Genomic DNA, 21,543 nt, shown 5'->3' with positions numbered 1-21,543 from the left:
GATACTGCCCAACCCTCATAAGGCAAGTATCCAAACTGTAGAGGATGCACTCCAGCCCTCATAAAGAGTGCATCCTTCCCCTCAACGGGTTTTACTCAACTTTCATCGTATTTCATTCTTATGAACCCTCATTTTATGAATCCTTAGTCAAAGGCACAAAAAAGAAGTTTGCTAGCAACTATTGTATCACCCACCTTATGGGATTCCACTTGCCTACAGAGCTTTCAAACTTTTTTACGCCTTCATAAAATCGAATCTGAAAGAATTCATTAAGGCAATTAAGGGTAAATTTTGTCAAAATATAGACAAACTTTATTCTTTTTTATGACTGTTGTATTTTTACTATAGTTATTTAAATCGAATTTATGTATGATACATATCGATATTTATTTATCGAAATAAATATAGGAGAAAAAACTATGAATATCAGATATTTTTTCATAGCGGGGGCAATTACAAGTGGTTTAGCTCTCGCGATTCAAAAATCTGATCGTATAGTCAATAAAGAACCCTCTCCTATTGTTGCACCTTATACTATTGAGAAAACAAATTTACAGTTTGTTAAACAAGTAAGGGACACATCGGATACATTGAATATACTGAGAGTCAGTAATAGAAGCGCCTCAGAACAAGCATCAATAAACGATATATACGAAAAAGGAAGAAGTTTATTGAATGCAATAGCTGGTTTTTTAGGATCAATTATTATATATTTTATACAACTGGTTTCCGCTAGAGTATAAGATACAAAAATTTCTTAAAATAAGGTTATATACATTTTGTGTGTATTGTAAAATTTAAATAAAAAGGCCCTTTTAAAATGGGGCCTTTTTTAGTTTAATTTTTCCGATGTTTTAATTTAATTTTTATTGTGTTTTTATTTGTTCAATATCACCGCCTTCAAAAATGACATTTTTTACTTGTCCCACATCTCAAATAATGAGGGCTTTTCCCTTAAGCTCCCCCCCCATAGGCGCTTTAGTCAACGGACTTCCCCATAGCGCTTTAGTCAATGAGGGTCCACAATCCTTTTGTTCTTCTTGTTCTTCCCAAAAATTCTCCTATTTTCAAGAAAATGACCCTGCAACCCCACTTCAATAGGATTCATTTCAAAGCTTGAATGAACAAGGCTCCTAAAAATACGAAAACAACCCATATACCGCGCCCCCCTACAAGCAAAACCATTCTTTGAACTTCCTCGCAATTTCAAACGATAAAGTAAGTCCCAAGCGCTCACTCTAGGCTCTAAATCCCATGGGCTCTTATTCCCTTTAATCAATAATGATCCATAATCGGCTTTTCTTCCACTCAATGCCATCTTCAACACTGCTCCTTAGAGCAATATTTACGGACAACCCATAAAAGAGCACCAAAACACCTCAAAGGTAAAAAAGCTTAACACTACTCAAAAATGACATTTTCTACCCTTCCTCACATCTCAAATAATGAGGACTCTCCTTTTAAGCTCACCCCACAGCGCTTTAGTCGACAGAGCTTCCCTCCATAGGCGCTTTAGTCAATGGACTTCCCCCTCATAGCACTTGAATAAGCGATAATTTATGAGCATTTTCTAACAAAACAAAGGAACCGTCTTTAAGAAGATAGCAGAATTTATAATCAATTTTTCTCCCCTATTCTTGAGGATCAAGCCATTTTCAGTCTATTTTTTAAAATCTTGGCTATTATTCTTGATTTTTCGAGCACTTTATTTTGCTCTGGTATGAAAGGTGTGAAAGCGCCTCAATCATGGCGCTTTTCTTCTTTCAAATAAGGGTACTTTTCTTCAACAGGAGAATAAACTAATCAATTTTTATATCCATAAATGCGATTTCACCATCTTTGATATAAGTAATATCAGGAGCATGTTTTACCCCCTCTGCTTCAATCACGAGCTGTTCATCACTCACCCCTTCAAATCCTTGTTCCCTTAATTCTTGTTTTTTCTCCTCGACTAATTTTTTATGAAAAGCGCGTTTTTGATTACACGTATTAGGAGATCTCACTCTAAAAAGCTGATAGTCCATGGCTATAGACCACTTCTCAGCAACCCGTTCCAGCAGATCGTAACTGAACTTTCCTTCCCTTTTCACTTCTTGAGCGATCACCATCGCGCGTTCCAAATGAACTTTTTCAATGGTTTCATCAAAGCCAAGCTTTTCCCCTGCCGTAAAACTTTCATCATAAGAAGCTAAAGTCTCAACATCACCCAGTAAGGCAAGAGCAGCAAGATGCAGCAAAGCATAAGGTGCAAGCTCTATGTCATCATCCGTTGCCCAAGATAAAGAGTCTTTTTCCCAAGGGGGAATACCATATTGAGAGCGAAACATTTCATGCAAAGAATCATCTTCCATTGTCCATTTTAAAGTTTTATCGAGTGCTTTCTTTAAACGCTGGGCGCTCACTTTTTCTTCAAAAATTTCCAATCCATTGGGTACAAAATTCATAAATACTGTTGGCACAACCCCAGAATTATGAGGATTAATCGTCTGACAAGCCGCCGCAAAAATACCGCTCATAATTAAAAGTCCGCGATCAAAGGGCGAAAACTCTTCCACTCGTTGCTCGTTATAGAGAAACTGCACTTCACGATCTGGTAAAAAGAGGGTTGCCAAATAATCTCCCTTTCCCTCGATTTCCACCGACCATCCCAAGCTTTTTAAAAGCCCCGTTGCACTTTCTATCGTGAGAATTTCATCATCATCATAATCGGCAGAGAACTCTTTTTCCTTTAGTTGCAAACGCCTCTTCTGCACCACGGCTTCATCTTTCCAAAACTGCTGCGTTGCAAGATCATTTTCTTTAAGCACTCTTTCCAGCTCGCCTTTCACTTGGAAATTCATTTTCATCCGTTTAAAGACAGAGGTATAAAGAGCTAAAACAAGCATGATAATGATCATGCAAATAACAATCATCACCCAGAATCCGGGATCTAATAGAAATACGGCTATAGGATCACTGTTCATTTTTCCCCTCTCAGTCTTTAAAAAAGCCCGTGCGACAGAGAGCTTATGTGCTCTCGCACCGAGATTGCTTCTTCTAGTTTCTGAATATTTTTGTACAACTCACCCGTCACTTTGGTGCGAAGCCATAACATCACCGGAATAAAAATAATAACACAAACCGTTATGATGTCCGTTGTTTTAAAGAGAACGGCATGCACAACATATTGCCACCCTGTCAGCTGCCAATTCAATACACCTGGTATTTCTATAACCATTTTCCACATGATAATGAGAACAGCAATAGCAAAGATAATTTTATAATCCTTTGCTGAGAGCAACACTTGCTGGAGCGAAAAAGAATGCGCTCCTTTATGCGTTTCTTGCTCTGATGCCCAATTTTGCTCCTTCATGTATTCCCCTCTCACTCTTTGAAAAGACCCGTGCGACAGAGAGCTTATTTGCTATCACACAGAGATTGCCTCTTCTCGTTTCTAGATCTTTTTTCCAATTTACGCATTATGATGATGCAAAACCCAAATACCACCGGAATAAAGAAAAGTACACAGGCCATTATGGTTTGCGTCATAATAAAAATAATAATATTCGTGGTACCTTGCTACCCTCTTACCTTCCTCACACCTCAAACAGTGAAGATTTTCAAACCACGCCAATCTGTAACCGATAGCCACAATTCAGCTTTTTTCCCAAAAATTCTCCTATTTTCAAGAAAATGACCCTACATCCCCTACATCATCGGATTTACTTCCAAATCTCTATGAAGCAGACTGAAAAACACAAAATACCATAAATTTTTGTATCAATATCACCATACTAAAACGCTGTTGAGGCTTAGCAAGTGCTTCTTAATTGGCAAAGACTACTTAAAAAGACAAAAAAACATCTCAAAGACAAAAGAGCTTAACACTACTTAAAAATGACATTTTTTACCCTTCCTCACATTTCAAACGATAAAGTAAGTCCCAAGCGCTCACTCTAGGCTCTAAACCCCATGGGCTCTCATGTAATAACGCTTTTATCAATACTAATCCATAATCGGCTTTTCTTTCACTCAATGCCACCCTCAACACTGCTCCTTAGAGCAATATTTACGGACAACCCATGAAAGAGCACCAAAACATATCAGAGGCAAAATGGTATAGAGAGAAATCCCTATAAAGGCTGAATCTCTCATAATTTCTTCATTATTTTTCCCTCTCATGACTTCTCAAACGCTGTATCCTGTTCTTGCAAGACGTTTTTCAGTTCTTTTCTTAAGCAGCAATACGTTCTCACCTGCTTAAAGACACCATAATAAAGTTGTAAAATCATCATAGGAATACAAGCAACCCACAGTGTCACGAACAGAAGCACGAGACCGAATATTGTAACAAGAATATCACTCCATTTTTCTCTATCGCCTTTTTTATACCAATCCTTTTGATCGGTTATTTTACCCCGTTGCTGGTTTATTTCTTTCAATTTTTGAGTATTTTTTCTCAACAAAAGCCACAATGTTATGAAGAGTATGTACAGAACTGGAAACAAGACCCAAACACACACTGTAATAACTTGCCAAAACGCACACAGAGAGAGAAAAAGGGGTGTATCCTGCCACCCTGTCAAGTTCTCTTGGCTACCCAAGGATGGGAAAAATAAAATCCTGTTGCACAACTCAATAATGAGCGAGAGGAACCAAATGACAACACACTCTCGCACAGAAAAATAATCTTTCCCAGAAAAATAGCGTAGTTCATTATAAAATGCTAAATAAAATGCTGAATTTTTCCCCTTCATTGCTCTTCCTTTTTTTATGAAAAACGCATTTTTTATCTCATGCCCGCTCTTTTAAGAACCACGAAAAGTGCGATGCATGGCGCTTCCCTTATTTTCAACAAAAAACCCAAACTTTCTAAAAGCGCGGTTGCTCTTCCAAATGATGAAGAGCAGCCTCCTCATTACAAAAGAAAATAGACTCTCTTCTTTGCCTGATGATTTTCCAACCATCCCCTCTTCTCTATGTCACGAGCTTCTAAACATTGTCTCTTCCCCCTCACGATAGCTACAAAAGCGCCTTGTCACTCTCTTTATCTTACGTTTTAGTAGCCGTCTCATTCTACGATACTTTCTCACCTGCTTAAAGACACCATAATAAAGTTGTAAAATCCCCACGGGAATAGCAGCAAACCACACTGTCACGAACACAAGCACGAAACTGAATATTGTAACAAGAATATCGTCCATTTTCCACTTCACACTTTCTTTATATCGATCCTTTTGATCGGTTATTTTACCCCGTTGCTGATCTATTCCTTTCAATTTCCGAATATTTTTTACCAACAAACGCCGCAATATGAAGCAGAGTATAAACATAACTGGGAACAAGACCCAAACACACACTGTAATAACTTTCCAAAACGCATACAGAGAGAGAAAAAGAGGTGTATCCCACCACCCTGTCAAGTTCTCTTTGCTACCCAAAGATGAGAGAAAGAAAATCCTGTTCCATAGCTCAATAATGAGGGAGAGGAAACAAATGACAACATGCTCTTGCACAGAAAAATAATCTTTCTCGAAAAAATGGCGCAGTCCATTATAAAATGCTGAATTTTTCCCCTTCATTGCTCTTCCTTTTTTTATGTAAAACGCATTTTTTTATCTCATGCCCGCTCTTTTAAGAACCACGAAAAGTGCGATGCATGGCGCTTCCCTTATTTTCAACAAAACCCCCCAACTTTCTAAAAGCGCGGTTGCCCTTCCCAATGATTAAGAGCAGCCTCCTCCTCATTACAAAAGAAAATAGACTCTCTTCTTTGCCTGATGATTTTCCAACCATCCCCTCTTCTCTATGTCACGAGAGCTTCTAAACATTGCCTCTTCCCCCTCACGATAGCTACAAAAGCGCCTTGTCACTCTCTTTATCTTATGCATTTTAGTAGCCGTCTCATTCTACGATACTTTCTCACCTGCTTAAAGACACCATAATAAAGTTCTAAAATCATCATGGGAATACAAGCAACCCACAGTGTCACGCACATAAGCACGAAAACAAATATCATGACAAGAATATCGTCCATTTTCCAGTTCACACTTTCTTTATACCGATCCTTTTGATCGGTTATTTTACCCCGTTGCTGATCTATTCCTTTCAATTTCCGAATATTTTTTACCAACAAAAACCACAATATGATGCCGAGTATCAACATAACTGGGAACAAGACCAAAACACACACTATAATAACTTTCCAAAACGCATACAAAGAGAGAAAAAGAGGTGTATCCCACCACCCTGTCCGTTCTCCATTGCTACCCAAGGATAGGAGAAAGAAAATCCTGTTCCATAACTCAAGAGAGAAAATGTTGTACTCTTTGCTATCCAAGGATGAGAGAGAGAGAATCCTGTTCCACAGCTCAAGAAAGAAAATCCTGTTCCATAGCTCAATAATGAGGGAGAGGAAACAAATGACAACACGCTCTCGCATAGAAAAAACACTTTTTTCGAAAAAATGGCGTAGTTCATTATAAAATGCTGAATTTTTCCCCTTCATTGCTCTTCCTTTTTTTATGAAAAATACATTTTTTTATCTCATGCCCGCTCTTTTAAGAACCACTAAAAGTGCGATGCATAGCGCTTGCCTTATTTTCAACAAAAAACCCAAACTTTCTAAAAGCGCGGTTGCTCTTCCAAATGATGAAGAGCAGCCTCCTCCTCATTACAAAAGAAAATAGACTCTCTTCTTTGCCTGATGATTTTCCAACCATTCAGCCCCTCTTCTCTATGTCACGAGCTTCCAAACATTGCCTCTTCCCCCTCACGATAGCTACAACAGCGCCTTGTCACTCTCTTTATCTTACGCGTTTTAATGCCCGTCTCACTTTACGATACGTTCTCACCTGCTTGAAAACAAAATAGTAAAATTCTAAAATGAGCATGACAACACCCGCAGGAAAAAAGACGTCTAGCAGAAATATCAACCAAAAGTATACGATAAAAAAACAGCTTATTTTTTCTCTATCCTTTTTTACTGGATTATTTTGTTGATCGGTTGTGTGACCCCGTTGCTGGATAACCTCTTCTAACTGCTGAATCTTTTTTTTCAACAAATACGTTAAGATGAGATAAAGCACCAATAAAACAGGCATCAAGGAAACAACACACACCATGATGACTTCACGCAGCACAAAGAGCGCCAAAAGAGTGCTATCCTGCGATACACTCAACGACCACTTGGATTCTAATGGGATCAAAAGAGCTTTATGACCTATCCCAATAAGGATAGAAATAAGACAAATGATAATATGATCTTTATAAGAACGAGATGATTTTCCAAAAAGAACAGAGCACAGTTTGTTATAAAATGTGGAATTTTCCCCCTTCATTTGCTCTTCCCTTTTATACAACTGTTTGTCCTTGGCTTTTATAAGGACACAAACAATCTCTCAAGTAAAATTCCGTCCATTATCGTCAGACAGAATACCCCAGAGAACACTCGTATTGTATATTTATATTGCCAATACTTTTGCCAATTCACGTGCTTGTTTTAAAGAAACACCTCTCAACACTTCTAAACCAACGCGCGTACACCCCATTTCATGAACAGCACCCATGAAGGGGATAACAATAGCGCCCTCATGAATATATCCCCCTTACTATAAACTCTATCACCCCTATTGTTTCAATAAAAAGTATAACCCAGCACCATTCACATGCGCCGCCCACCGCATCTACGATACCCATACCCTCCCCTTGCGACAAGCCATACTCGTTCCTCTACGAGATTACCCATTTACCCTAGGCGCGCGCTCTCCTACAACAAAACCTGCCCCTTACAACAAGCCATACCCACCACCCCTTCTACGACAAGCCATACCGCGCGCCCTACAAACAGCCATACCCGCCCGCACCCTACAAACAGCCATACCGCGCGCCCTACAACAGCCATATCTAGCTTCGACAACAGCCCTTATCTCTTGAAAAGATAGAAGCATTTTTATTCTTTTATCAATTGTTTTCCGCCCCCCCTGTTTTCCGCCCCCCCATTTAAGACATGAAAAAAGTCACTTCCATTGATGCGCAAATGATCGCGCAATAAGAGCATTTGAAATGAGAAAATCTTACAACTCTCTTATTCCAATTAAAAAGGATCAATGATCATTATAAATCAAAATATGACGATATCTTCCATTTTTCATTGGGGATCTTGCAAGCCAATAGCTCAGAATATATTCATAAAAACGCTTCTAACACAGTGAGACAGCCACTATTTTTGAGATCACGCGTTTTAATATTAATGAAAGCACTAACATTCTCTTCAAGTTTGAGGTGTTGTTTTGTCAACAATCTTGTTAGCATGGATTGATTCTATAACTATGCGGTATCATCACAATTGCTCTCTATGGACAGCATAATGATCGCTTCATTTTACTCACAATTCTTTATAAGCCTTGCGTTATAGGCTTGTCTGGAAAAGATAAAGGAAAATCCTATTGAATATAGCAATTATTTTGGGGTCTGTGCGTCAACCTTCATTAACACGAACTTTAGCCAGTTATTTAGCAGATTGCCTCATGAAGCGGGGTGCATCACTTCATTGGGTTGATTTGCGTGAACAGCCCTTGCCGATAACAGATCCAGATTATCATCAGCAGGTAGAGGCTAATCCAAGTGCTGCGGTTCGTGAGTTTGTAAAAACCATTGCAGCGGCTGATGGCGTTATTCTAGCAAGCCCCGTTTATCAAGGGTCTTATTCGGGTGTTTTAAAAAATGCTCTTGATAATTTGAGCTATAATGCCTTTTTAAATAAACCTGTTGGGCTTATCTCTCATGGAAGTACCGCCAAAAAATGCGCACAACCGTGTGAACATTTATTGCCGTTGGTGCGCACGCTTTATGGTTATGCACTCCAATGTCAAATCGCCTCTTCCCCCGAAGATTTTTCCTCAGATGATGACGGTCGTACTTGGAAAGTTATCAGTGAAGAGATACAAACACGTTGTGAAAGGCTTGCTGATGAAATGTGTACATTTTTAAAGCACCGTGGTGTGATTTAAAGCAATAAGGGAGGGGACTTGAAAAAAAAGGATGCGCACTATCGTTATCTAGTGGTAGGGGGCACAGGGATGCTTGCGCCTTTGTGTCAGTCACTTGAGCCGCAAGAAGTGATTATTGCTGCACGCTTTCTTTCCCATAAAGTCCAGCTTGAGGCATTGCAAAAACAGCATATGTGTGTGCCATTGAATTATGATTGTGCGGCATCAAAGGCGCAATTTTTAGAAGCTGTGAAGCAATGGCATGATCTAAAATATTGCATATTATGGATTCATTCGTCCGCCCATGCATTTTCTTGCGCATTAATTGAGCAGTTAGCTCTTTTGCCTAAACCGCCATGTATTCTTCATATTTTTGGTTCCAACACGCATGATCAAATGGTCCTCGAATGCGCGCGCAAAAACAAGGTTGATTTCATTCCCATTCAATTAGGACAAAAAACAACCCCAAAAGGTTCACGATGGCTGACTCATCAGGAGATAAGCCAACAGGTACTGGATGCCATAAAAAACCATATGAATAAACAAAACTTATGATCAATACCTATGCTTTTCAAAGAAGCCATGCCCTTCAATCTCTATCCATACCCGAACACCCTCTTGAATAGCCCATACTCTTTACATCATAGGCTTTGCGAACGAACAATCCCCCTCCCTTACGCCTCTCAAACAGTATCCTTATATCAAAAGCCCCAAAACCAAACGTTTTTTACCCCTGGACTTATCCCCCTCTGACGGTTTATGATCTTCACACGGACTTATTCTCTTCTCACGCGACTTAGACAGCATAATCTTATGGGGCGTCATAGTATAAAGCTTAAAACAGCAAATTGTGTTTAGAATTTTTTTGTCTATTTTAAAGCTGACCTTTCTCCCCACACCTCAAAGAACGACAGTTTCTACGGAACAATGGTTTCTACGCAACGTAAGGTTCCCACGAAAATCTTCTCTTTCAGCAGTCCAAATTTTAGCAGGTTCGAATTGACTTCCCTCTCATAGTCGTCCCGTCATGACTTATACTCGACAAGCTTTTTTAAAGAAATTTCAATGCGCTCCTAAAAAAAACACTTCAACGTACTTCGCACCCTCTTTATCCCAAGCACCCCAAAACCCTCACGGCTCTTCACCAACCACACATCTGCGCCTTTACAGTTCCACGTTTTTACGATTTTGCAAATTCACAGAAAAAAGCAAACTGCCGATAAACAGCCCCATTGAAACCTATCACCAGCCTATCACAAATCTATCACTGACCTATCACCAGCCTATTACTTGACATCAGCCCTTTTCACCCAACGCCCTCCATTTCCCCATTCCAATTTTGACGCATTTTACAATCCAGCCCCTCCATTGGCACCCTCTTCTCCTCAACCGCCCCAAAACCCTCACGGCTTTTCACCAACCACACATCTGCGCCTTTACAGTTCCACGTTTTTACGATTTTATAAATTCACAGAAAAAAAGAAAACTTCCGATAAACAGCCCCATTGAAACCTATCACCAGCCTATCACAAATCTATCACTGACCTATCACCAGCCTATTACTTGACATCAGCCCTTTTCACCCAACGCCCTCCATTTCCCCATTCCAATTTTGACGCATTTTACAATCCAGCCCCTCCATTGGCACCCTCTTTATCCCAACCGCCCCAAAACCCTCACGGCTTTTCACCAACCACACATCTGCGCCTTTACAGTTCCACGTTTTTACGATTTTGTAAATTAACAGAAAAAAAGAAAACTTCCGATAAACAGCCCCAGCATACTACAAGCCTATCACCAGCCTATTACTTGCCACCAGCCCTTTTCACCAAACGCCCTCCATTCCCCCATTCCAATTTTGACGCATTTTACAATCCAGCCCCTCCATTGGCACCCTCTTTATCCCAACCGCCCCAAAACCCTCACGGCTTTTCACCAACCACACATCCCAGCCATTACAGTTACACGTTTTTACGATTTTGCAAATTCACAGAAAAAAAGAAAACTTCCGATAAACAGCCCCAGCATACTACAAGCCTATTACAAGCCTATTCATTGACATCAGCCTTTTCAAACAGAGATCAGCATAAAATGAAAAAAATAATCCATGCCCTCCTCCCAAGCCGTGAAGCAATGGCATGATCTAAAACTCACATCTCCCCCCATGACATGAGGGCTACACACGCTTTTTCAGCGCTGCATTTAATTGCCGCGTAACCTTGTAATACGATATCAAACGCTTTATAAAAGAAATATACAGTGCCACAATGGGTATTGTTAAGAACAAATCAAAAATACCCCCCAGCAGAATGATCAAAATCAGCGTGTAAGCTGCCGCCATTGCGTAATGCATTTTATTCCCTTCTCTTTATAAATTGATTGATTGGGTTTCTTCAGTCACTTCTTCCAATTGCTGAATCTTCTTTTTCAATCGATGAGTTAAAATTTCACGAAGGATCACAACAACAGGAATCGTTGCAAAAATACATACCGATAAAAAAAACCAGAAGAGCAAGAGAATGGCAATATATTCAAATCTGCTCTCATCTATCTCATCGATCCCTTTAAAGAAAATCACATAGACATAAACTTTGAAAAACATAATAATGAAAGAGAGGCATGCGTGGAGGATATAATCTTTGCGTGAAAAAGCGAGCCATTTTTTTAACGAATGAGAACTTATCTGTGTTTCTAGTGCTAAGTTTTGCGGCACTCTCTCTTTCCCTTTTCCGCTTTTTTCAAAGAAACAAAAATGCTGCGGCTGTTCTTTCATCAAACGTCTTTGTTTTTTCACTCTGTAATAGAGCCTCAAACGCTTGATTAAAGAATAATAAGGCGCCACAATAATCATATTCACAAAAATAGCAAAAACTGTAACTGCATTTAGAAGAAAACATCCAATTGGCAGAAACAAAATAAAAACCGCGGCCTCACTCCTCATGCGTATAACCTCATTGATTAATCTCCTGCTGCTTTATTTCTTCTTCCAATTTTTGCTTTATTTTTTCCAATTTACGCTCTTTAACGGAGCGCAGCCCCCACAAAATAGGAAGAGGTGTAAGAAGACAAAACCAAATCAACACCGGCAAGAGAAAAATAAAAGAACCAATTCCTTCCCATCTTATCCACTGCAACGGCTGTACCAGAGACTTTGCACCCGCAGGAACTTCTAAAGCCATCATGATAAGACATGTGCAAAACATAGTGAAAAAGGAACGCCCTATTATTTCACAACTCCCCACCCCTTTACGGCTTTCCACTGAAGGCACCGTCAATTTTTTGAATGAAAAGAAAGACTCTTCAAATGGCGCATTTTTCTCCTGCATTGATCCCCTCTGCTTTTACACTTCGCGCTTTTTACGCTCTATTTTTAGGTTTAAGCTCTTTTTAATTTATCTAAACGCTTTATTTTTTCTCAATAATTTTTTTCATCAATCCTAATTTCTACATCCATATATTCTAACTCCCCATCCTTTATGTAAAGAATATGAGGACGATAGTTTTTTCCATCAACTTCACAAATCGCGTCCTTTTCGTAAACGAAATATCCCTGTTGTCTTAATTCTTCTCTTTTTTCCTCGATCAATTTTTCATAAGAATCTCTTCTTCTATTGCACAAACTAGGATCTGAGGCTCTAAAATATTCATAGCTCTCCACCTCCATGGAAAAATCCTTTGCCGCCTGTTGAAGCAAATCGTAACTGGGTTGCTTTGTCTTTTCTACCGCTTGAGCGATTATCATCGCGCGTTCCAGATGCTCCTCTTCGATGCTTGTCTCAAAGCCCAGTTTCTCACCTTCCAGAAAGCTTTTGTGATAAGCGTGTAAGGTTTCAACATCACCCAACAATGCCAAAGCTGCAAGATAGCGCAGCGAATAAGAAGCCAACTGAGGGACCACAACTTTGTTTTCCCAAGGAAGGATGCGATATTGAGAGCGAAGCATATTACCAAGATCAACCTCTGTCATTGCCTTTTCTAAAGCTTTCTCGAGTGCACAGCGTAAATGCTGGGCACTTACCTTTTCTTCAAAAATTTCCAACCCCTTCACATCAAAACTCAATTCGAGAGCAATCAAGCCTCCAGAATTATAAGGGTCTATCGTTTGGCAAGCCGCCGCATGGATACCAGAAACCACCGCAATTGCACAATCAAATCGCGGATACCCCTTCTCAGCATTATAAAGAAACTGCACTTCACGATCTGGTAAATAATAGGTGGCCAAATGATCCCCTTTTCCTTCAATTTCCACCCTCCACCCCAAACTCTTTAAAAGCGCCGTTGCACTTTCCATCGTTAGGATTTCCTCATCAGAAAGAGAAAACTCTGTAAACTCTTTTTCCTCAGATAACGGCTTAATCATCGGCATTTCCCCACTAGACGGCTCAAAAGCAACAGGTTGTTCAAGCACGCGGCTTAATTCTTTTGTCACTTGGCAATACAGTCTCACCCGCTTGAAAGTAGAATAATACAATGCCCAAATGAACATCGTGACCACAGCAGAAAGCAGCGTGAAAAGCGTCAAGCCCACACCCCACGAGAGTACAACAATAATATCTATCATTTTAATATCTATCATTTTCCCCTCCCTTCACGCGCTGTTTTGTTGAGAAGCGGTTTTGCTCCGCTGCCAGATTTCTTGATCCAACTGCTTGATCTTTTTTTTCAACAAACGCGTAAAAATGATGCGGACCACAAAGGCAACAGGAATAAGCACAAAAAGAAGCGTTGATATAAAACCCAATATTAATGTTAAAATGAACAGAATATAATTCGACCACTCTGTCAAATCCCACTCAAAAAATATAACGAGTGCCACTTTAAAAGCGCTAATAATGAAAGCAATGCAAAAGATGACTTTATAATTTTTGCTTGTCAAAAACGCTTCTTCAAGCGAAAACGACCGTGGCTCTTCGTCCAATGATGCATTTTTTCCATTGCCCCTCATTTTTTATCCCTCATTTGTTTCAATTTTTAAGCCATTTTCATGAACCGAAGCTTTCGTCCTCACAATGAATGAGGGTTCATCAATATCAAGCGCTTGTATCCCTCATCTTTTATAAAGACAATATCAGAGTTGCATTTTTTTCCATTACCTTCAAACATCATGTTTTTATCACGCACAGTGTATCCTCTGTTGTCTTAAGGCTTCTCTTTTCTCGTCGATTAAATGTTCATACAAATATCTTCTTCTATTGCACAAATTTGGGTCTGAGGCTCTAAAATTCTAATCACTGCTCTTTTTATTTTCAGGAAGATAAGCTTCTTTGCAAAGAAGAAGCCAACTGATGCAAAAAAATCGTAACGAAGTTGCTTTGTCTTTATGACGATTTGAACCACCCAAAAAGCCGGCCCCAATGGACTTTTTTGATATTTTTTTCAAAGCCCAGCCTCTCACCTTCCATAAAGCTTTTGTGAGAAAGCTATCAAGTATTAATATCAGCAAGCAATGCCAAAACCCCAAGGGTGCGCAGCAAATAAGAAGTCAACTGAGGGGGGCTACAATTTTCTTTTTCCAAGGTGATGCCCCATATTGAAAGGCCCAAGCACGCTGCCAAGACCAACCTCGTTCCCAGATCAACCTCATTCCCAGATCAACCTCAGTCATTGCCCTTATCTAAAGCGTCCTCAAGCACACGGTGTAATCACTGGGCGCTTACCTTTTCCTCAAAAATTTTCAATTCCTTTGCCTTAAAACCCACCCCTTTGCTTCAAAGCTCAGTTGTCAATCTAGCAAAGCCCCAAAATGATAAGGATTAATATTTGGCAAGCTGCAGCATGTATACCAGCGCCTCCCACAATTCCATAATCAAATTGCACAAAACCTTTTTCATCCAGAAAGAGAAACTGCCCCTCGCGGTCTCGTAAATAAATAGGTGTCCCCCCCTTTTCTTTCAATTTCTCCCCTCCACCCCAAGCTCTTTAAAAGCACTATTGCACTTTCCATGGAGCAAAACGTCTTGATCAAAAACTTAAAGCTTTTGGCACGCCTTCTTTATGCGCCTTGCCTCTCCATTTTCTCAGAAAATGGATTTTTCTGCCCCAAACACCACCGCCGCATCTTGTGCTTTAATATAGATTTTTCGCTCTCAATATCGCTTGGTAAGACACATTTTTATACTTGATAAAAAGAAAATAAGTTACAAGATTTTCTCTCTTAAAGAAAACAGCAACAGCAAGTAAAACCCAAAAAAAGCCTCTTTTCACTTTGCCCCCGCACCCGCTCAAACAAGAACTCCGCTCAAGCAAAAGCCCCATTCAAGCAAGAGCCCCATTCAAGCAAAAGCCTCAATTCTTTTCAAAACACAGCACAAATATAAAAAAAGCACAAAACATGAAGTGTACCCCATGCTTCTTAATGAACATATCAAAGGCAAGGCTTATGGCATCCTTTCACTTTGTCACCGCACCCGCTCAAGCAAAAGCCCCACTCAAACAAAAGCCTTTCTTCACTTTGTCCCCTCGCTCACTTTTCCCTCGCTCACATCGTATAATATGACGAGAGCTTTTTTCTGCTCAACCTCTTCTTCCAATTGCCCTATCATTTTCTTCAACTGACGTGTCACGATAAAACGCATAATAAAAACAATCGGTAAGAATAAAAAAGCACTGGCAAGCATCCATGCTAGTGGCTCGAATACAACAAGAGAAACAAAGTCCCTTCCTCTCCATATCTGAACGACAACCGTTATAACTATTGGAGCTGTCACTATGACCGTAGAAATATAAAATATTTTTTTATAGTCTTGCCAAACAAGAGAAAGCTGTTTTTTATCAAACATTCTGCTGCTTTTTTATTTTGGGGAGATCTGTTTTAAGGCAATATCGCGTTCATTAAGCACACATTTCAGTTCCTTTTTCACGCGACAATAAAGCCGCGCACGCTTGATAAACACGTAATAAATGATAAAAATCGGCACCCATATTAAAACATTTAAAAGCGTAAAACACAGGAAAGAAATGGCTATTAATGTTATAAGACTACTCGTCATTTTGTCCCCCTTCCACATTCTGCATACGCATTGCCTGATCGCGTTGTTGTATCGCTTCTTCCAATTGTGGAAGTGTTTTGTTTAATTTTCTCGTTAACTTTATGCACATGATCCCAATGATCGGAGAAAAGAGAAAAATCCCTAACCATAGAAGGCTCAACAGCTGTATAATAAAGGCAACACTATCATTTTTCCACCATACAAAATTTGCGATAGAGCAAGCAGATTGCAAAACAGAAAAGAGAATAAGGATAAAAAAGATTATTTTACATTCTTTTGAAGAAAAAGGCAGAGATTCTTTGAAGTTAAGAAAGCGCATTTTCGCATCAAGGGTCTTAAATACGAGATTGTGTCTTTTCATTTCTCCCCGATCATTGCGCAATTGTTGTATGGCTTGCTTTTGTTGCGTCGTACTCTTTTTCAAGCCTTGAGCGAGTTTAAAAGATAACCTCATATGCTTGATTAACAAGTAAGGAAGCCTAACAACGACCATAACCATTAAAATGGCAATGATAACGAACCCTAAAAAAGCCAAATGCTGCATCATAATGCTCCCTTTTTTTCCCTATCGCATTGATGTGAAATCATCATTTTTATCCTCTGCTCAAGCAAATGTTTCTAATTCCTTTACTGTTTCTTGCACGCCATACTGAAGGAAACTATGGAGAATTAAAATGACAGGTAAAGAAACAACAATACATACCCAGAACCACAACAGCAGTTTCATGACAAAATCAATAATGTGAAGCACTATAATAGGCACGTAATTGTGCAAAAAAATTGCAGATTTTGGAAGAAACGCTAAAAAAACGACAACACCTGTGCAAAGTGCAACCATAACGAAAGCGATAGAAAAGATCATAAAATAATCTTTTTTTGAGAGAAGCAAAGATTCTTGAAAAGAAAAGGCACTGAACTGTGTTGCAAGAACTGTATTCTGTCCCCTACCCTCTGCCTGATTATGCCTCAAATTCTGCGCTGCACCCTTTTTTAATTTTCGCTGCGTCACCAATAACAAGATTGTCCGTTTTATCAACGAATAATAAAGTGCAACGATTGTCACCATGGTAGAAAGGAATACCATAAAAATTGCAGAACAAATAAAAATTGCCGTCCCTACGGCGATCAACATTCCAATGATTAAAGAAGCGGTCACTTTCCCCTCCTATAGTCTTCTGTCAGAGATTGGTTGTTTAGCTGTTGCTGCTCTGGCAAGGTTTCCCACAGCTTCATCATTTCCTTCACATCCCGTTTAAATATGGCGTTAAAGACAAAAAAGAGCGGAAAAAAACCAAAAAGAAAACAAAAAATCATTTGCGGTAAGAAACATAAAAAAGCCCAAACACTATTCCACCCCGCATCAAGCAAATGCTCGATGATAGGATTTTTAAAAGGATGTGCAAGGCTCTCCTGAATTATTTCCTGAAAACTTTTTTGTTTCGTTTGTCCCAGTGCTTGGAGCTGTTCTTTGGATATAACGTGAAAAAATTCCAAAGGCTCCATATAGACAGTCGCGGAAAAAAGCACCAACAAGAGGATAGCCAAACACAAAATGATGACGTAATCGCCTGTTGAAAGCATCATCCATTTTTTGAAAGTTGCCGATTGATCCAACACTGGCTGTGATACGAAAGCCTTATTTCCCTCATGGGCAGATTGGTGTTGTGATTTATCTTCGATCATACGGATACTCCCCCACTTTTAAAATTCCCACTCTTCAAATTTGATAGCACGCCACCAGCGCGGTAAATTCGCTTAGCACTCTTCTCAGAGTAAAGCAAGCACTATAATCTCCCCTATAAATATTTTATTCACGTACCCTATACGCGCTTATACATGACGCGCTTACAAGCCCAAACACCCCTTTTCCTCTCTTTATCGATCACACAAACCCTAAAAGACACCGTTTTACAAAAATCCAACAAATATTTAATCTAAAAAACATCTCATGTGGAAAACTGACATGCCCACCATAAACGACAGTGTTTTCACCGCTTAAATGAAGCCGAGTATATATAAAGCAAAGGATGATGATATTCCTTGCTCATCTCAAAGAATGAAGATTTTAAAACCCACCTCAGTTTGTCAACAATCCCATTGCTCTTAAGTGCACTCCGCCTGCTGAGCACTTATGGGTTCCACTTGCATAAAGCGCTCTACGAACAACTTCTCCCTTAACAAAAGTCCTTCCTTAACATTGGCACCCTAATTTTTAACACTTAATGCGTCAAAAGTTACAATGCCTCATAAACCTTCCTATATCCGCCTCAAATGACAGTATTTTATGGCATAACAAGATGAAAAACATTTTCACAAGCACTTTGTATCTTGATAATCAACACATCCAAAATGCTGTAAGATTCTCTCATTTCAAATCTATCCCCTGTTGAATCAATAAAATTTATTTGCTTGTACGTAAAAAGTGGGAGAGCCATGCGCAGTGAAATTGTACAATGAAAATGCCTCTTATAAACCGTCTCAAATGCCAAGAGCTTGTAATACATATTGGGGATTGGCAAAATATGCGATGATACCAGCTTACGCTTTTATGAATCCTAAAAATGATGATCCTTAATAAAGTTATATTATCATGAAAGCTTTACCATAGATGCCCTTCTTGAGCCACCGTCGTGAAATGGGCTCGAGCACATGTAAGAGATGTCTCTTAAAAACAAGCGCGTGAATATGCCGCAATAAGTATATTCCGTTTGAGGCATTGTGTATGACGTAAGAGATGTGCCCCTAGAATGTGAGAAACAAGAACGCGATAAACAAAAGCGTGAAGCAATAAGCACGCCCCACAGACCAAACCAAACAACCGATTATCTAAAATGCGCCCACAGCAGCTTTGCAATTTTTCAATTCTCATTTTAAAATTTCTTGATTCAAAAAGCCCCTATTTTAAAATTAAAAAAGAAATGTCTTACACCTCATAGCCCCCACCTTTATAAAAGCATTTCTTAATAAACGCCTCTTTTATCAAGCTACCTGCCGCTTATAAAGCTTCTTTGGATATTGCATCCCGTCATTTAACCATTTAAGTGACCACCTCCCTTTTTTATGAAATCCATTAAAACAGCAAAATGAAAAAATTTTATCCTCTATAAAAGATTACCGTAAATTGCTTGATCCTCCACAGTTTATTTTGTTATTTTGAACTGATGAACCATATTTTATTTGAAAATATAAGGATCTTATGCTATTATAAGCACATTGAAAAGTTTGTTTTTTAAGCTCTGTGTCGCTCAAAAAAAGATAAAATCCTCTATAAAAGATAAAGATATATTTTGCAGCTTAATCTACATCAGACATCTTGGTACAGCGCCCAATAAGAAAACCCCAATATACCTCCCAATAACAAAGCTCAACGGATGATAAAAACAATGACTTTTCAAAGGTAAAACTGAAAAGTTTCCACGAAGCGCTCATGAGAAAGAAAGCAAATAATCCTACTAGAAAAGACTTCCTATTAGAAAGATAACGACATACCCATAAAACATCATTCTTGTTTATTTATTCACATGTGACAAAAGTTTCTTTTCAACTGTTCCAGAAAGGTTGAGAAATCTTTAGAAAGCAAATAACCCGCTATCCATGAAAAAATAAGCATGATAGGAGCGAGAAATAAGACTGATAGGGATAAGATAAAAATGGTAAAAAACACCTTAAAGATGATTTTTTCGCCCCACACCGTTGCTGTTCTTTGTGCTGAAAGACGCCTTTAGTATCCGTTTCTCCTTTGATCTGCAACGGCTCATATTCCCACAGTATTTGCTCCCACAGTATTTGCTCAAAGTGCTTTTTACATCACTGTCCCCCATCAACAGACAGTTTATTTTTCATTTAAATGGTTAAGTTCATGAAAATACGTAAAAAACGCGGTAGACCGAGAATAACAGGCAAACTCAGAGAGCCCAATGGCCGTATTTCACGTGCCCAAAGCCCCAGCGAATCTGCGCTTCAATCTGCGATTGAAATGCGTGCAAAACACTTTGGTTTAAGCCTTGAAGAAGCGAAAAATCCACTTGTTGGAACCTATATTGGGCGTCTTTGTTTGCTTGGCTATAAAGGGGATTCATCAGGCATCAGTAAGGAGCAATATGACACGGCGCAAAGATACTTGCAAATCAGAAACGACTATTTATGTGCAAAAGGCTTACCAAACGGCTATTATGATGGTTTTACGCACAGCGCATCAGATGAGAAAGCAAAAAAGCAATGGGTTCAAAGAGCAACGAATTGCTATGAAGATATGCAAGAAGCGATTAAAGAAGCACAATATTTGCATCGTCAACACAACTTTCATGCGGCATTACAATATCTTGTTATAGAAGATCAACCGCTGCCTAATCTTGTTGGTTCGTTGCGTATTATTCTTGATGCCCTTTATAAACATTTTGACTGTTCTAGCAAAAAGAGCATTGGCTAAAAACACCCATCGTTTTCTCTCCCTCACAGGATAAAGATTCTAAAACCCTCCTTTGTAACATGCCTCTTTGTAACCAGCTCCGTTATAAAGAGACAATCCTTCTTGACAAGTTACACTTGAGATCCACTGGACTTGCCCTTTCATAGAATTTCATGGGATTGACGAGCTTAAAGCACACAACAAATAAGCTTTAAAATATCCACCAAGCCCTTAAAAAACGCTTCAACCTGTCAAAGAGACTTATCACCACACCTCAACGATATATCTACCCATGCCTCAAAGGACAATATTTCACGACATATTTCACGACATGGACAAGATAAATATTTCCCCCTCTTCATACAGCAACCTTCTCCCCATCACCCTCCCCTCCCTATTACACCCCCTCCCCATTACCCCTATTGTAACAAACAGCCCTCATCATCCAATTTTCCCCCAATATCGCGATATCCTTAGCTCTTGAGACAATTCATTATCGTCATTGTGCGTCTTTTCTTGTACAATTCTACACAGCTTTCCTGATCTTATGACGAACAAGAGACATGGCTTTGATTGCAGCATAATCTAGATTTCTCATTCAAGATCAATAACGACTAAAACATCATTATAAATCAATATTTTATCATTAAAACACCCCATTGATTTTTTTACAAAATTAAAAGCATCATCCCTTAAACGAAAGAAAAATCCCCCACCAACAATCCCTTCCATCATCAACAACTTATACCGGTAACCATCCACCCACCACGCCACCGCTAATACGACAGCCAGCATAGCCCCAATCGCCAACACAATCGCGACACCTAAGCTTTACCCCCGTAACATCTTCCAACCATCGCCTTCCTAATTCCATCAATAAAATACCACGGATTTCAAAACCACAATTCTCTCCTCTCCCTTCACCTTGCTCCCTCCTTTTTCAAAGAAGGAAAAGCATTTATGGTAATCAATACATCTTTATACAGAAACCTTTAGAGCCCCCTATAGCCATTCGAAGAGCCATCACACCTCTAACCACCCACGAGCCCCCATTTAAGTCATCCCCCACGGGAAATCCCCTGCGCAACACCTAAGCTTTGCCCCCGTAACATCTTCCAACCATCGCCTTCCTAATTCCATCAATAAAATACCACGGATTTCAAAACCACAATTCTTC

Annotated in this window: 24 protein-coding genes; 4 read left to right on the top strand and 20 right to left on the bottom strand. The window is 39.3% G+C overall.

Annotated features, from left to right (window positions below; genetic code table 11):
* Positions 1 to 419: 419 nt before the first annotated feature.
* Positions 420 to 743, top strand: a complete 324-nt coding sequence (locus tag ACFIKH_RS07225) for a hypothetical protein (protein ID WP_375626407.1) — start codon at positions 420 to 422, stop codon at positions 741 to 743.
* 266 nt (positions 744 to 1,009) lie between these two features.
* Here ACFIKH_RS07225 and ACFIKH_RS07220 read toward each other — a convergent pair whose 3' ends face one another.
* From ACFIKH_RS07220 to ACFIKH_RS07185, 8 genes are all read right to left on the bottom strand, one after another.
* Positions 1,010 to 1,318 (bottom strand): hypothetical protein, encoded by a 309-nt coding sequence (locus ACFIKH_RS07220; protein ID WP_375671323.1) that lies wholly within the window; start codon positions 1,316 to 1,318, stop codon positions 1,010 to 1,012.
* A gap of 481 nt (positions 1,319 to 1,799) precedes the next feature.
* Positions 1,800 to 2,963 carry a DUF6990 domain-containing protein gene (locus ACFIKH_RS07215; protein ID WP_375671321.1) on the bottom strand — a complete coding sequence of 388 codons (1,164 nt, stop codon included), beginning with the start codon at positions 2,961 to 2,963 and terminating at the stop codon, positions 1,800 to 1,802.
* A 17-nt stretch (positions 2,964 to 2,980) separates the two neighbouring features.
* A complete protein-coding gene (locus tag ACFIKH_RS07210; RefSeq protein WP_375625336.1) occupies positions 2,981 to 3,352 on the bottom strand; it encodes a hypothetical protein in 372 nt (123 codons plus the stop codon).
* Positions 3,353 to 4,157: 805 nt separating this feature from the next.
* Entirely contained in the window at positions 4,158 to 4,736 is a 579-nt protein-coding gene (locus ACFIKH_RS07205) for a hypothetical protein (RefSeq protein ID WP_375626414.1), read from the bottom strand.
* Between the two features lie 225 nt (positions 4,737 to 4,961).
* Complete coding sequence (locus ACFIKH_RS07200) at positions 4,962 to 5,561, bottom strand: hypothetical protein (protein ID WP_375626416.1); 600 nt, start codon at positions 5,559 to 5,561, stop codon at positions 4,962 to 4,964.
* Positions 5,562 to 5,857: 296 nt separating this feature from the next.
* Positions 5,858 to 6,487 (bottom strand): hypothetical protein, encoded by a 630-nt coding sequence (locus ACFIKH_RS07195; RefSeq protein ID WP_375671319.1) that lies wholly within the window; start codon positions 6,485 to 6,487, stop codon positions 5,858 to 5,860.
* A gap of 298 nt (positions 6,488 to 6,785) precedes the next feature.
* Positions 6,786 to 7,319, bottom strand: coding sequence for a hypothetical protein (locus ACFIKH_RS07190; protein WP_375671317.1), 534 nt, complete (start codon positions 7,317 to 7,319; stop codon positions 6,786 to 6,788).
* Positions 7,320 to 7,747: 428 nt separating this feature from the next.
* Positions 7,748 to 7,897 carry a hypothetical protein gene (locus ACFIKH_RS07185; RefSeq protein ID WP_375671315.1) on the bottom strand — a complete coding sequence of 50 codons (150 nt, stop codon included), beginning with the start codon at positions 7,895 to 7,897 and terminating at the stop codon, positions 7,748 to 7,750.
* Positions 7,898 to 8,426: 529 nt separating this feature from the next.
* Between ACFIKH_RS07185 and ACFIKH_RS07180 the strand changes: the two genes are divergently transcribed.
* Positions 8,427 to 8,990 carry an NADPH-dependent FMN reductase gene (locus ACFIKH_RS07180; RefSeq protein WP_375626426.1) on the top strand — a complete coding sequence of 188 codons (564 nt, stop codon included), beginning with the start codon at positions 8,427 to 8,429 and terminating at the stop codon, positions 8,988 to 8,990.
* An 18-nt stretch (positions 8,991 to 9,008) separates the two neighbouring features.
* Positions 9,009 to 9,524: a short-chain dehydrogenase gene (locus ACFIKH_RS07175; RefSeq protein WP_375625331.1), complete on the top strand. Its 516-nt coding sequence runs from the start codon at positions 9,009 to 9,011 to the stop codon at positions 9,522 to 9,524.
* Between the two features lie 1,813 nt (positions 9,525 to 11,337).
* Here ACFIKH_RS07175 and ACFIKH_RS07170 read toward each other — a convergent pair.
* From ACFIKH_RS07170 to ACFIKH_RS07120, 11 genes are all read right to left on the bottom strand, one after another.
* Positions 11,338 to 11,910, bottom strand: coding sequence for a hypothetical protein (locus ACFIKH_RS07170; protein WP_375671313.1), 573 nt, complete (start codon positions 11,908 to 11,910; stop codon positions 11,338 to 11,340).
* A 10-nt stretch (positions 11,911 to 11,920) separates the two neighbouring features.
* Positions 11,921 to 12,295, bottom strand: coding sequence for a hypothetical protein (locus ACFIKH_RS07165; protein WP_375625327.1), 375 nt, complete (start codon positions 12,293 to 12,295; stop codon positions 11,921 to 11,923).
* A gap of 89 nt (positions 12,296 to 12,384) precedes the next feature.
* Positions 12,385 to 13,545: a DUF6990 domain-containing protein gene (locus ACFIKH_RS07160; RefSeq protein ID WP_375671311.1), complete on the bottom strand. Its 1,161-nt coding sequence runs from the start codon at positions 13,543 to 13,545 to the stop codon at positions 12,385 to 12,387.
* A gap of 12 nt (positions 13,546 to 13,557) precedes the next feature.
* Positions 13,558 to 13,914 (bottom strand): hypothetical protein, encoded by a 357-nt coding sequence (locus ACFIKH_RS07155; protein ID WP_375626436.1) that lies wholly within the window; start codon positions 13,912 to 13,914, stop codon positions 13,558 to 13,560.
* 279 nt (positions 13,915 to 14,193) lie between these two features.
* Positions 14,194 to 14,349, bottom strand: a complete 156-nt coding sequence (locus ACFIKH_RS07150) for a hypothetical protein (RefSeq protein ID WP_375671309.1) — start codon at positions 14,347 to 14,349, stop codon at positions 14,194 to 14,196.
* 347 nt (positions 14,350 to 14,696) lie between these two features.
* Complete coding sequence (locus ACFIKH_RS07145; RefSeq protein ID WP_375671307.1) at positions 14,697 to 14,864, bottom strand: hypothetical protein; 168 nt, start codon at positions 14,862 to 14,864, stop codon at positions 14,697 to 14,699.
* A gap of 551 nt (positions 14,865 to 15,415) precedes the next feature.
* A complete protein-coding gene (locus tag ACFIKH_RS07140; RefSeq protein WP_375625322.1) occupies positions 15,416 to 15,748 on the bottom strand; it encodes a hypothetical protein in 333 nt (110 codons plus the stop codon).
* A gap of 199 nt (positions 15,749 to 15,947) precedes the next feature.
* Positions 15,948 to 16,505 (bottom strand): hypothetical protein, encoded by a 558-nt coding sequence (locus tag ACFIKH_RS07135; protein WP_375671305.1) that lies wholly within the window; start codon positions 16,503 to 16,505, stop codon positions 15,948 to 15,950.
* Positions 16,506 to 16,562: 57 nt separating this feature from the next.
* On the bottom strand, positions 16,563 to 17,114 hold the full coding sequence (locus ACFIKH_RS07130) for a hypothetical protein (protein ID WP_375671303.1): 552 nt from the start codon (positions 17,112 to 17,114) through the stop codon (positions 16,563 to 16,565).
* On the bottom strand, positions 17,111 to 17,641 hold the full coding sequence (locus tag ACFIKH_RS07125) for a hypothetical protein (protein ID WP_375626445.1): 531 nt from the start codon (positions 17,639 to 17,641) through the stop codon (positions 17,111 to 17,113). Before ACFIKH_RS07125 ends, ACFIKH_RS07130 begins: the two co-directional genes overlap by 4 nt.
* A 982-nt stretch (positions 17,642 to 18,623) precedes the next feature.
* Complete coding sequence (locus ACFIKH_RS07120; RefSeq protein ID WP_273788516.1) at positions 18,624 to 18,827, bottom strand: hypothetical protein; 204 nt, start codon at positions 18,825 to 18,827, stop codon at positions 18,624 to 18,626.
* 990 nt (positions 18,828 to 19,817) lie between these two features.
* Here ACFIKH_RS07120 and ACFIKH_RS07115 point away from each other — a divergent pair.
* Positions 19,818 to 20,387, top strand: a complete 570-nt coding sequence (locus ACFIKH_RS07115) for a hypothetical protein (RefSeq protein WP_375671301.1) — start codon at positions 19,818 to 19,820, stop codon at positions 20,385 to 20,387.
* 573 nt (positions 20,388 to 20,960) lie between these two features.
* Here ACFIKH_RS07115 and ACFIKH_RS07110 read toward each other — a convergent pair.
* Positions 20,961 to 21,179: a hypothetical protein gene (locus ACFIKH_RS07110; RefSeq protein ID WP_375648699.1), complete on the bottom strand. Its 219-nt coding sequence runs from the start codon at positions 21,177 to 21,179 to the stop codon at positions 20,961 to 20,963.
* Between the last annotated feature and the right edge of the window lie 364 nt (positions 21,180 to 21,543).

Origin of the sequence: Bartonella sp. SD1336NMGDW, from assembly GCF_042193565.1 — a bacterium.
GTDB lineage: Bacteria > Pseudomonadota > Alphaproteobacteria > Rhizobiales > Rhizobiaceae > Bartonella > Bartonella grahamii.
This window is presented reverse-complemented; position numbering and strand designations above follow the sequence as displayed.

Excerpts from the sequence above, each read along its gene's own strand:
- ACFIKH_RS07135 (WP_375671305.1), bottom strand. The coding sequence starts at position 16,505 with ATGATGCAGCATTTGGCTTTTTTAGGGTTCGTTATCATTGCCATTTTA.
- ACFIKH_RS07115 (WP_375671301.1), top strand. The coding sequence starts at position 19,818 with ATGAAAATACGTAAAAAACGCGGTAGACCGAGAATAACAGGCAAACTC.
- ACFIKH_RS07165 (WP_375625327.1), bottom strand. The coding sequence starts at position 12,295 with ATGCAGGAGAAAAATGCGCCATTTGAAGAGTCTTTCTTTTCATTCAAA.
- ACFIKH_RS07155 (WP_375626436.1), bottom strand. The coding sequence starts at position 13,914 with ATGAGGGGCAATGGAAAAAATGCATCATTGGACGAAGAGCCACGGTCG.
- ACFIKH_RS07170 (WP_375671313.1), bottom strand. The coding sequence starts at position 11,910 with ATGAGGAGTGAGGCCGCGGTTTTTATTTTGTTTCTGCCAATTGGATGT.
- ACFIKH_RS07125 (WP_375626445.1), bottom strand. The coding sequence starts at position 17,641 with ATGATCGAAGATAAATCACAACACCAATCTGCCCATGAGGGAAATAAG.
- ACFIKH_RS07205 (WP_375626414.1), bottom strand. The coding sequence starts at position 4,736 with ATGAAGGGGAAAAATTCAGCATTTTATTTAGCATTTTATAATGAACTA.
- ACFIKH_RS07200 (WP_375626416.1), bottom strand. The coding sequence starts at position 5,561 with ATGAAGGGGAAAAATTCAGCATTTTATAATGGACTGCGCCATTTTTTC.
- ACFIKH_RS07160 (WP_375671311.1), bottom strand. The coding sequence starts at position 13,545 with ATGATAGATATTAAAATGATAGATATTATTGTTGTACTCTCGTGGGGT.
- ACFIKH_RS07140 (WP_375625322.1), bottom strand. The coding sequence starts at position 15,748 with ATGTTTGATAAAAAACAGCTTTCTCTTGTTTGGCAAGACTATAAAAAA.
- ACFIKH_RS07195 (WP_375671319.1), bottom strand. The coding sequence starts at position 6,487 with ATGAAGGGGAAAAATTCAGCATTTTATAATGAACTACGCCATTTTTTC.
- ACFIKH_RS07190 (WP_375671317.1), bottom strand. The coding sequence starts at position 7,319 with ATGAAGGGGGAAAATTCCACATTTTATAACAAACTGTGCTCTGTTCTT.
- ACFIKH_RS07225 (WP_375626407.1), top strand. The coding sequence starts at position 420 with ATGAATATCAGATATTTTTTCATAGCGGGGGCAATTACAAGTGGTTTA.
- ACFIKH_RS07215 (WP_375671321.1), bottom strand. The coding sequence starts at position 2,963 with ATGAACAGTGATCCTATAGCCGTATTTCTATTAGATCCCGGATTCTGG.
- ACFIKH_RS07210 (WP_375625336.1), bottom strand. The coding sequence starts at position 3,352 with ATGAAGGAGCAAAATTGGGCATCAGAGCAAGAAACGCATAAAGGAGCG.
- ACFIKH_RS07220 (WP_375671323.1), bottom strand. The coding sequence starts at position 1,318 with ATGGCATTGAGTGGAAGAAAAGCCGATTATGGATCATTATTGATTAAA.
- ACFIKH_RS07120 (WP_273788516.1), bottom strand. The coding sequence starts at position 18,827 with ATGAGAATTGAAAAATTGCAAAGCTGCTGTGGGCGCATTTTAGATAAT.